Raw genomic sequence first — 9,025 nt, 5'->3', positions numbered from 1 at the left:
TATAGTCAATGTGCCAACCGGAATCGACGAAAAATTCACGGAAAATATGTAAAACGAATGAGGGTTACCCGATGCAGCAGATTCCCCCGCTATGGCTTTCGCCTGAATCCCACCTGGCCCGCAGCGCGCCGGATCATCCGATCCTGTATTTCTCGCCGCGGGTCCTGCATGAGGTGGCGCGGCGGTTCCGTGAGGGGTTTCCAGGGCTGGTGACATACGCGGTGAAGGCAAACCCGCACCCGGCGGTTCTGTCCAATCTGGTGGCCGCGGGGATCACGGCGTTTGACGTGGCTTCGCCTGCGGAGATGGAGGCGGTGCGCGCGGCCAGCCCCGACGCGGTGATGCACTACAACAACCCGATGCGGTCGGAGGCGGAGATCGCCGCAGGCATCGAGCACGGCGTCGCCAGCTGGTCGGTGGATGAGCTGAGCGAGCTGGAGAAGCTGGACGCAGTGCCGCGCTCCTGTGAAATCGCGGTGCGCTTTGCCCTGCCGGTTGCGGGTGCGGCCTATGACTTCGGCAGCAAGTTCGGCGCTGAACCGGAGGAGGCGGTGGAACTGCTGAAACAGGTCGCCGCCCGCGGCTGGACCCCGGCGCTGTGCTTCCACCCCGGCACCCAGTGCGAGGACGAAAGCGCCTGGGTCGAATATGTCCACACTGCCAAGCGGATCATTGATCAGGCCGGCGTGCAGATCGCGCGGCTGAACGTCGGCGGCGGCTTTGCCGCCAACCGCGATGGCGTGGCACCGGATCTGGAAAAGGTTTTTGCCGCTATCGGACAGGCGGCGGATGCGGCCTTTGGCGCAGACAAGCCTAAGCTGATATGCGAACCGGGCCGGGCAATGGTTTCTGAAAGCTTCACCCTGGCGGCGCGCATCAAGGGGATGCGCAAGGCGGGAGAGGTGGTGTTCCTCAACGACGGCATCTATGGCGGGCTGGTCGATATCCGCGACATGGGCCTTCCGGGCCGTGTGGAAGTTGTTGCGGGCGATGGCACCCACCGGGCAGGCGAGCGCAAGCCGCGTGTGGTGTTCGGCCCGACCTGCGACAGCCTGGACCGGCTGCCGGACGGGCTGCCGCTGCCTTGCGATGCGGCGACTGGGGACTATGTTTTGTTCCCGGGGCTTGGCGCCTATTCCTCTGCGATGAGCACGCAGTTCAACGGCTACGGCCTGTCTGACGTGGCGACGGTGATCGAGCTGGCTGGACAGCCCGCCCGCTGACGTTAGTCTCGCCCCCGGAAACCAGCCAGCGCGGACAGGGGGCGAGCATGGACAAATTCGGAAAAAGCCAGCCGGTTAAACGGGTCGAGGACGTGCGCTTCCTGACCGGGCAGGGCAACTACATCGAAGACGCCGCCCCAGCAGGCGCCCTGCGCGCCTGGGTGCTGCGCAGCCCGGTGGCGCACGGGCTGATCACCGCGCTGCATACCGAGGATGCGCTGGAGGCCGAGGGTGTCCACGCGGTGATCACCCTGGCTGAGCTTGAGGCTGCGGGCATCGATGTGTCGATGGACGGCACCACGGTCAAGAACCGCGATGGAAGCAGCGGGGCGTCGCCGGAGCGCCCGATGCTGGCCCGCGACAGGGTCCGCTTTGTGGGGGAGCCGGTTGCTGTTGTCGTTGCCGAGACGCTGAACCAGGCCCGTGACGCGGGCGAACTGATCGAGCTGGAGATCGACGACCTGCCGGTCAAGCTGGACCTGATGCCCGGCGGCGAGCCGCTGCATGAAAGCGTGCCGGACAACCGGGCCTTTGACTGGGGCACGGGGGACGAGGCGGCAACGGCCGAGGCCTTTCGCAGCGCCGCCCATACCGTGGCGCTTCAGGTCGAGGACAACCGGATCATGGTAAGCTCGATGGAGCCGCGCGGCTGTTTTGCCGAATGGCAGGAGGGGCGGCTGCATTTCACCTTCGGCGGCCAGGGGGTCTGGGGCATGAAGACCCAGCTGGCGGCCAAGCTGGGGCTGAATGAGGCTGATATCAGGGTAACGACGCCGGATGTCGGCGGCGGCTTCGGCATGAAGGCAATGCCATACCCCGAGTATTTTGCGGTGGCCCATGCCGCCACCGTGCTGAGCCGTCCGGTGTTCTGGATGTCGGACCGCAGCGAGGCGATGCTGAGCGACAACGGCGGCCGCGACCTGACCTCGCTGGCAGAACTGGCGTTTGACGAAAACCTGAAGATCACCGCCTACCGGGTCAGCACCCGCTGCAACCTCGGCGCCTACAACTCTCATTTTGCGCAGGCGATCCAGACCCAGCTGTTCAGCCGGGTGCTTGCCGGTGTCTATGATATCCAAACCGCCTGGCTGCAGGTGGAGGGGATCTACACCAACACCACCCAGGTCGATGCCTACCGCGGCGCAGGACGGCCCGAGGCGATCTATGTGCTGGAGCGGGTGATGGACCGCGCCGCCCGCGAGCTGGGCGTCGATCCGCTGGAGCTGAGGCGGCGGAACTTCATCCAGCCTGCAGCGTTTCCCTATGGCACCGTGACCGGGGAGACCTATGACGTGGGCGACTTCGACAAGGTGCTGAGCCGCGCCGCCGAGGAGGCGGACTTGCAGGGATTCGCTGCCCGCCGCGCGGAAAATGGTAAACGCGGCAAGTACCGGGGCGTCGGGGTCTGTTACTATATCGAAAGCATTTTGGGCGATCCTTCAGAAGGCGCGGAAGTGGAGTTTCTGGAGGATGGCCGGGTGAACATCTATGTCGGAACGCAGAGCAACGGGCAGGGGCATGAAACTGTCTATGCCCAGTTCCTGGCCGACCAGAGCGGTATCCCGGCGGACAGCATCCAGGTGATCCAGGGGGACAGCGACCGCATCGCCCAGGGCGGCGGCACCGGCGGCTCGCGCTCCGTCACCACACAGGCCAATGCCACGCTGGCGGCAGTGGAAACCATGATTGCCGCCTTTACCCCGTTCCTGGCCGAAGAGATGGGGGTAGGGGAAGACGCCGTTGAATTTGACGGTGAAACCTTCCGGGCGCCGGGATCCAACCTGACCCCCACTATGCTGGAAGCGGCAGAGATGGCCCGCGCGCAAGGGCGGCTCGATCTGCAGCGTCACGCGGCGCGGGCCCGGCTGCCGGGCCGCTCGTTTCCGAACGGCGCACATATTGCCGAAATTGTTATCGATCCGGAGACTGGAGAAGCCGACGTGGAGCGCTACACTGTAGTGGACGATTTCGGTAATCTGATCAACCCGATGCTGGCCGAAGGCCAAGTGCATGGCGGGGTGGCGCAGGGGCTGGGACAGGCCATGCTGGAGCGGGTTGTCTACGATCAGGACGGGCAGCTGCTCACGGCTTCGTTCATGGACTATGCCTTGCCGCGGGCAAGCGGCGTCCCCATGATTGGGTTTACCTCCGAGCCGGTGCCTTCGACACAGAACCCGATGGGGATGAAGGGCTGCGGCGAGGCGGGCACCGTTGGCGCGCTGGCAGCAGTCGCAAACGCGGTGCAGGACGCGGTCTGGGACCGCGGCGTGCGGCAGGTGGACATGCCATTCACCCCGCTGAGGATTTGGGAAGTGCTTAGAGATGTTTCTGAGGCAGCTGAGTAGAAGGGTTTTAGGGTGGCTTGGGCGGCCGCTGCGCTCGGAGCATTCCGGGGAAACCAAGCTGCGCGGGCCGCAGGCCCATGTGATCATCCTGGATGGCACCATGTCGACGCTGGAAAGAGGCCATGAAACCCACCCCGGCCAGCTGTTCCGCCTGTGCCGGGAAATGAGCGGCCAGGTGTCGGTCTTCTATGAATCCGGCGTGCAATGGAAAGGCTGGGGCAGCGCCCCGGATGTGATGATGGGGCGCGGCATCAACCGGCAGATCCGCCGCGCCTACGGCTACCTTGCCTCCCGTTACCGGCCCGGCGACAGAATCTATTTGTTTGGCTATTCCCGCGGTGCCTATGCGGTGCGCTCCCTGGCAGGGGTGATCGACCGGATCGGCCTGCTGAAACCCGAACATGCCACCGTGCGCCACATCCGCACTGCCTACCGGCACTACCGGCTGAACGGGCGCTCTCAGGCTGGCGCGGCTTTTACCGCCGCTCATTGCCACGAAGAGGTCGAGATCGAGATGGTCGGCGTCTGGGACACGGTGAAGGCGCTGGGCCTGCGCCTGCCGCTGCTGTGGCGCTGGGCGGAACGGCAGCACAATTTCCACAACCACACACTTGGTCCGCACATCAAGAGCGGCTACCACGCATTGGCGCTGGATGAGACGCGCGACGTGTTCAAGCCGGTTCTGTGGGACTGCCCCAAGGGCTGGAACGGGCATGTCGAGCAGGTCTGGTTCCGCGGCGCGCATGGCGATGTGGGCGGCCAGCTGGGCGGGTTTGAAGACGCGCGGCCGCTGGCCAATGTCTCTCTGATCTGGATGCTGGAGAAGGCCGAGGAGCGCGGCCTGCCGCTGCCCAGCGACTGGCGTATGCGCTTTCCGGTGGACCCCAAAGCGCCCTCGGTTGGAACCTGGCAGGGCTGGGCCAAGATCTTCCTGCTGCGCAGCCGCCGCCGGGTCGGGCTGGATGCCAGCGAGCGCCTGCACAGCAGCGTCGATGTCGGCAGGGAGGATACACAGCCCAGCGGGTGGCTGACCATGTTTTCCAAGACGTGAAGATACTTTTTGGGCGGTTGCGCATCGCGGCAGGCAAGAAACTCTCAGTCTGACTTCCTCTGGCGCGGCTCGGCAACGGGCAGAAGCCACTACGCTAGGTCCCGGCTTTCCTCCGCTGATGCAGTTCCTGCTGCAGCCGTTTCAGCGACAGCGAAACGATCAGCTTATGCGCCGGGCGGACCGGCAGCATGTAGATGCGGCCGAACAGGTTATGTGTCTTCACCGATGAAGTGATGCTGAGCACGCCGCTGCTACAGGTGACGCAAGTCATCACATCCAGATGCCGGTCCCGCACGGTAAGGGTCAGTACCCTGGCCGACACCGCTTCCACCAGGAAAAAGTCCAGCTTGTCGCCAACTGCCACATCCTTGTGCGGCTGGCCGGAAAAACCACCGATGCGCCTGACCCCGAACAGCGCAGAGATGGCGTCGCGCAGCCGGAAAGCCAGTTTCATGCCGGGCAGCGGCTGGGAATGCATGATGTTCCAGGCCTCAAGCGGCGTGACCTCAACCGGCAGAACCAGCGATTGCGTATCAAGGAAATCCAGCTCATTCGCCGGGGCCAAAACCTGGATGCGGGCAGTGGCGGCGCGGGCCAGACTGTTTGGCGGCATGATCAGCCTTTCTGCAGTTTTTCAGATACTTGCATGAAAGATAGCAGCCAAGCTGCGGCAGGCAAGACCCTGGTGGACAGCAGCGGGATCAGCGCGGGGCGATTTGCATGACAATGCAGGTGGTGGAGCCGGTCGCGTAGAGCTTACCGTCTTCCAAGCCGCGGATTTCGCCATGCGCCACACCGGTGGAACGGCCGACATGGTCAATGCTGCCGGTGCAGTCGATGGTGGTGCCCAGCGGGATCGGCCGCAGGATGTTGATCTTGTATTCCAGCGTTGTGTAGACCGCGCCCAAGGGCACCTTGGTCATCACCGCGCAGGCCATGGCGCTATCCAGAAGCGTGCCGTACCAGCCGCCATGCACGGTGCCCATCGGGTTGCAGACATGGAAATCCGGCGTGCCGCGGAACACCACCTGGCCGTCTTCCACGCTGTGCAGGTGATAGCCGAGCGTCTCGGCAATCGGCGGGCCGGGCAGGCGGCCGTCCAGGATACCCTGCATGAAGTCGAGCCCGGAAATCCGGGTGATCTGATCGATGGTCAGAAGGTCGGCAGGCTGTTTGGCATAGAACATGGCACGCGGGTCCTTGGCGGGAAGTCCCCGTCATTAGAAACCGCGTGCCGGTGTGCGCAATGCTTACGCCACGTTCTGAAGCGACACCTTGGGGGTAACCCCCAGGGCAAAGCAGACGTCGCGGGTCAGCTCCGGCCGGTTCAGCGTGTAGAAGTGCAGCTTGTCCACGCCGCCCTCCAGCAGATCCGAGCACAGTTCGGTGCAGATGGCGGTCGCCAGCAGCTCCTCGCGGCCGTCCCGCAGCGCCTTGTCAAAGGCATGTTCGACCCAATCGGGAATGACGGTGCCGCAGCGCTTGGCAAAATTGCGCGCGCCCTTCCAGTTCTCGATCGGCAGGATGCCGGGCGTCAGCTTGGCTCCGTCAATCCCGGCTTTCTCGCAGGCATCGCGGAAGCGGAAGAAGGTCTCTGCCTCGAAGAAGAACTGGGTCAGCGCTTCATCGGCGCCGGCATCCAGCTTGCGCTTCAGCCATTCAACGTCAGCGGCCTGATCGGCAGCTTCGGGGTGGCGGTCCGGGTAGGCGCCGACCTTGATGCTGAAGTCGCCGCGCGCCTTCAGCCCCTCGATCAGCTCCACCGAATTGGCAAAACCTTCCGGATGCGGGGTGAACTTGCCTTCGCCCTTGGGCGGGTCGCCGCGCAGGGCGACGATCTCGCTCACGCCGGCCTCGGCGAACTGGTCGGCGATTTCCAGCGTTTCCGCCTTGGAGGCGTTCACGCAGGTCAGATGCGCCGCCACATTGAGGCCGGAGGAATTGTGCAGCGTGGCCACCGCATCGCGGGTCAGGCTGCGGGTGGTGCCGCCGGCGCCATAGGTGACGGATACAAAGCGCGGACCCATCGGGGCGAGGACCTGCACGGTGTCCCAAAGCCGGAAGGAGGCTTCGAGATTTTGCGGCGGGAAGAATTCGAAGGAAATCTTGGGCGTCGTCATCTCAGGTCTCTCGCTAGGTTGATGTCCACACTTGTTGCACGCGCAGCAATGTGAGACAATTTCATAATACTCAAGATTAACATGAGCGATCTGATAGAATGCACATCGAATTCCGCCATCTCCGCACCATCAAGGCCATCCATGAGGCCGGCGGTCTGGCCCGCGCTGCCGAGCAGCTGAACATCACCCAAAGCGCGCTGAGCCATCAGGTAAAGGGGCTGGAGGACCAGGCAGGCGTGGAGCTGTTCATCCGCCGCTCCAAGCCGATGAAGCTGTCGCCGGCGGGGCTGCGTCTGCTGCGGCTGGCAGAGCAGGTCCTGCCGCAAGTCGAGGCTGCGCAAGCGGAGTTTTCCTCTCTGCGCGACGGCAACACAGGCCGGATGCATATCGCCATCGAATGCCACGCCTGTTTCGAATGGCTGTTCCCGGTGCTGGAGGGGTTCCGCAAGAACTGGGGCGATGTGGACGTGGACATCCGCCCAGGGCTGGCCTTTGACGCGCTGCCCGCGCTGCTGAAGGAGGAGGTGGATCTGGTGGTCTCTTCCGATCCGGAAGACATCAACGGTGTCGATTTCATCGAGCTGTTTGACTACAACGCCGTGTTTGTCGCCTCGGCGCAGCATCCGCTGGCGGAGAAACCCTATGTCGAGGCCGAGGATTTCATCGGCCAGAATCTGATCACTTACCCGGTGGACAAGACCCGGCTGGATGTGTTCAGCCAGCTGCTGATCCCCGCCGGGGTGGAGCCCGCGTCGATCCGGCAGGTGGAGCTGACGGCGGTGATCCTCTTGCTGGTTGCCTCAAACCGCGGGGTTTCTGTGCTGCCGGACTGGGTGGTGCGGGAGGTGAAATACTCCTCCGATTACGTGACCCGGCCGCTGACCAAATCCGGCATCACCCGCAGCCTCTATGCGGCAATCCGGACCGAGGACCGCGAGAAGCCTTTCATGCAGGAGCTGATCCGGCTGGCCAAGGTCGAGGCGCGCAAGCTGCAGCATCAATAGATCCTGCCGCCGGGAGAGGCGCGGAGCGGCCTGCGCCGTTCCGGCGCCGGTGCCCGCTCCGCGCGGTTGCGTGATCCGGCAGGCGCCTGCGCGCGGCTCAGACCAGTTTGACGATCTGTTTGCCGGTATTGCCGCCGTGCATCATCGCCAGGAAGGTCTTGGGGGCGTTTTCCAGACCCTCGGCAATATCCTCCAGATATTTGATATCCCCGCTGGCGATCCTGGGGGCCGTTTCGCGCAGAAAGTCGCCATAGCGGTCGTAGTGGTTGAAGATAATGAAGCCATTGACCGACAGGAACTTGGTCAGCACCGAGCGCCAGATGGCCGGGGCCGTCAGATCCGTCTCGGCGCTGTTGTACCAGGCAATCATGCCGCAGACCGGGATGCGGCCGAAATTGTTCATCAGGGGCAGCACCGCCTCCAGAACCTTGCCGCCGACGTTTTCATAGTAGATGTCGATGCCGTCCGGGCATTCCGCGGCCAGCGCCTTGCTCAGCGCTTCGGCGCTGGCATAGGCGCGGTGGTCAAGGCAGGCGTCAAAGCCGAAGGTCTCCACTGCCAGCTTGCATTTGTCGGCACCGCCCGCGATGCCGACAACGCGCAGGCCCTTCTGCTTGGCCAACTGCCCGACCATGGACCCGACCGGGCCGGTGGCGGCTGCAACCACCAGGGTTTCGCCCGCCTGCGGGCGGCCATAGGCGTCCAAGCCATGCCAGGCGGTAAACCCCGGCATGCCAAGAACGCCAAGCGCGGTGGTGAGCGGGGCCATATCCGGATCCAGCTTGCGCAATTCAGAGGCCTTGGCGCAGGCATGGCTGGCCCAGCCGAACATGCCCAGGGCAAAGTCTCCGGGCTGGAAGCCGGGGCTGTTCGAGGCGATCACTTCCCCGACGCCGCCCGCCGTCATGGTCTCGCCGATCTCCACTGGCGGGGCATAGGATTTGCCCGCGTTCATGCGCCCGCGCATGTAGGGGTCCAGCGACATATAGTGAACCTTTACAACAACTTCTCCTTCGCTGGGCTGGGGCAGGTCCACGGTCTCAAGGCGGAAGTTTTCCTCGCTGGCCTGGCCTTCGGGGCGGCTGGACAGCACGATACGCTGCATCTGGTCGGGCATGGGGCACTCCTTGTTCTGTTTGCACCAAACACTGGGCGCGGCGGCGGCGGATTTCAACCGCCCGCGTGCCCCGCGCCGCGGCGTCAGGCGGGATGTGGAGTTTGCGGCATAACCCCTTGGCATTCGGGGGCAGGGCGCGTATAGGCACGCATTGACCCGGCATCT

8 protein-coding genes are annotated in these 9,025 nt (G+C 64.2%); 4 read left to right on the top strand and 4 right to left on the bottom strand.

The features are described 5' to 3' along the window. Window positions 1-71: 71 nt before the first annotated feature. Genes LHL23_RS05345 through LHL23_RS05335 form a run of 3 tightly spaced genes read left to right on the top strand, consistent with a single transcriptional unit; the run spans window position 72 to window position 4,619 of the window. Window positions 72-1,223, top strand: a complete 1,152-nt coding sequence (locus LHL23_RS05345; RefSeq protein WP_226429065.1) for a type III PLP-dependent enzyme — start codon at window positions 72-74, stop codon at window positions 1,221-1,223. A gap of 47 nt (window positions 1,224-1,270) precedes the next feature. Further along, window positions 1,271-3,568, top strand: coding sequence for a xanthine dehydrogenase family protein molybdopterin-binding subunit (locus tag LHL23_RS05340; RefSeq protein ID WP_226429064.1), 2,298 nt, complete (start codon window positions 1,271-1,273; stop codon window positions 3,566-3,568). Beyond that, window positions 3,546-4,619, top strand: a complete 1,074-nt coding sequence (locus tag LHL23_RS05335; protein ID WP_226429063.1) for a DUF2235 domain-containing protein — start codon at window positions 3,546-3,548, stop codon at window positions 4,617-4,619. The genes LHL23_RS05340 and LHL23_RS05335 overlap by 23 nt, the downstream gene beginning before the upstream one ends. A gap of 94 nt (window positions 4,620-4,713) precedes the next feature. On the opposite strand, the gene LHL23_RS05330 is transcribed toward LHL23_RS05335, so the two are convergent. The 3 genes from LHL23_RS05330 to metF form a co-directional block, all read right to left on the bottom strand. Next, window positions 4,714-5,232 carry a DUF2867 domain-containing protein gene (locus LHL23_RS05330; protein ID WP_226429062.1) on the bottom strand — a complete coding sequence of 173 codons (519 nt, stop codon included), beginning with the start codon at window positions 5,230-5,232 and terminating at the stop codon, window positions 4,714-4,716. 88 nt (window positions 5,233-5,320) lie between these two features. Beyond that, window positions 5,321-5,806 (bottom strand): PaaI family thioesterase, encoded by a 486-nt coding sequence (locus tag LHL23_RS05325; protein ID WP_222478630.1) that lies wholly within the window; start codon window positions 5,804-5,806, stop codon window positions 5,321-5,323. 63 nt (window positions 5,807-5,869) lie between these two features. Further along, window positions 5,870-6,739, bottom strand: a complete 870-nt coding sequence (gene metF, locus LHL23_RS05320) for a methylenetetrahydrofolate reductase [NAD(P)H] (protein ID WP_226429061.1) — start codon at window positions 6,737-6,739, stop codon at window positions 5,870-5,872. 98 nt (window positions 6,740-6,837) lie between these two features. On the opposite strand from metF, the gene LHL23_RS05315 reads away from it, so the two are divergent. Next, complete coding sequence (locus LHL23_RS05315; protein WP_174146643.1) at window positions 6,838-7,743, top strand: LysR family transcriptional regulator; 906 nt, start codon at window positions 6,838-6,840, stop codon at window positions 7,741-7,743. 97 nt (window positions 7,744-7,840) lie between these two features. Here LHL23_RS05315 and LHL23_RS05310 read toward each other — a convergent pair whose 3' ends face one another. Beyond that, entirely contained in the window at window positions 7,841-8,860 is a 1,020-nt protein-coding gene (locus LHL23_RS05310; protein WP_222478634.1) for an NADP-dependent oxidoreductase, read from the bottom strand. Window positions 8,861-9,025 lie beyond the last annotated feature (165 nt).

This window comes from Leisingera sp. McT4-56, from assembly GCF_020514995.1.
Taxonomy (GTDB): domain Bacteria; phylum Pseudomonadota; class Alphaproteobacteria; order Rhodobacterales; family Rhodobacteraceae; genus Leisingera; species Leisingera aquaemixtae_A.
This window is presented reverse-complemented; position numbering and strand designations above follow the sequence as displayed.

What these genes read in the sequence shown, in the direction of transcription:
- LHL23_RS05315 (WP_174146643.1), top strand. Translation starts at nt 6,838, where the DNA reads ATGCACATCGAATTCCGCCATCTCCGCACCATCAAGGCCATCCATGAG.
- LHL23_RS05325 (WP_222478630.1), bottom strand. Translation starts at nt 5,806, where the DNA reads ATGTTCTATGCCAAACAGCCTGCCGACCTTCTGACCATCGATCAGATC.
- LHL23_RS05340 (WP_226429064.1), top strand. Translation starts at nt 1,271, where the DNA reads ATGGACAAATTCGGAAAAAGCCAGCCGGTTAAACGGGTCGAGGACGTG.
- LHL23_RS05330 (WP_226429062.1), bottom strand. Translation starts at nt 5,232, where the DNA reads ATGCCGCCAAACAGTCTGGCCCGCGCCGCCACTGCCCGCATCCAGGTT.
- LHL23_RS05310 (WP_222478634.1), bottom strand. Translation starts at nt 8,860, where the DNA reads ATGCCCGACCAGATGCAGCGTATCGTGCTGTCCAGCCGCCCCGAAGGC.
- metF (WP_226429061.1), bottom strand. Translation starts at nt 6,739, where the DNA reads ATGACGACGCCCAAGATTTCCTTCGAATTCTTCCCGCCGCAAAATCTC.
- LHL23_RS05345 (WP_226429065.1), top strand. Translation starts at nt 72, where the DNA reads ATGCAGCAGATTCCCCCGCTATGGCTTTCGCCTGAATCCCACCTGGCC.
- LHL23_RS05335 (WP_226429063.1), top strand. Translation starts at nt 3,546, where the DNA reads ATGTTTCTGAGGCAGCTGAGTAGAAGGGTTTTAGGGTGGCTTGGGCGG.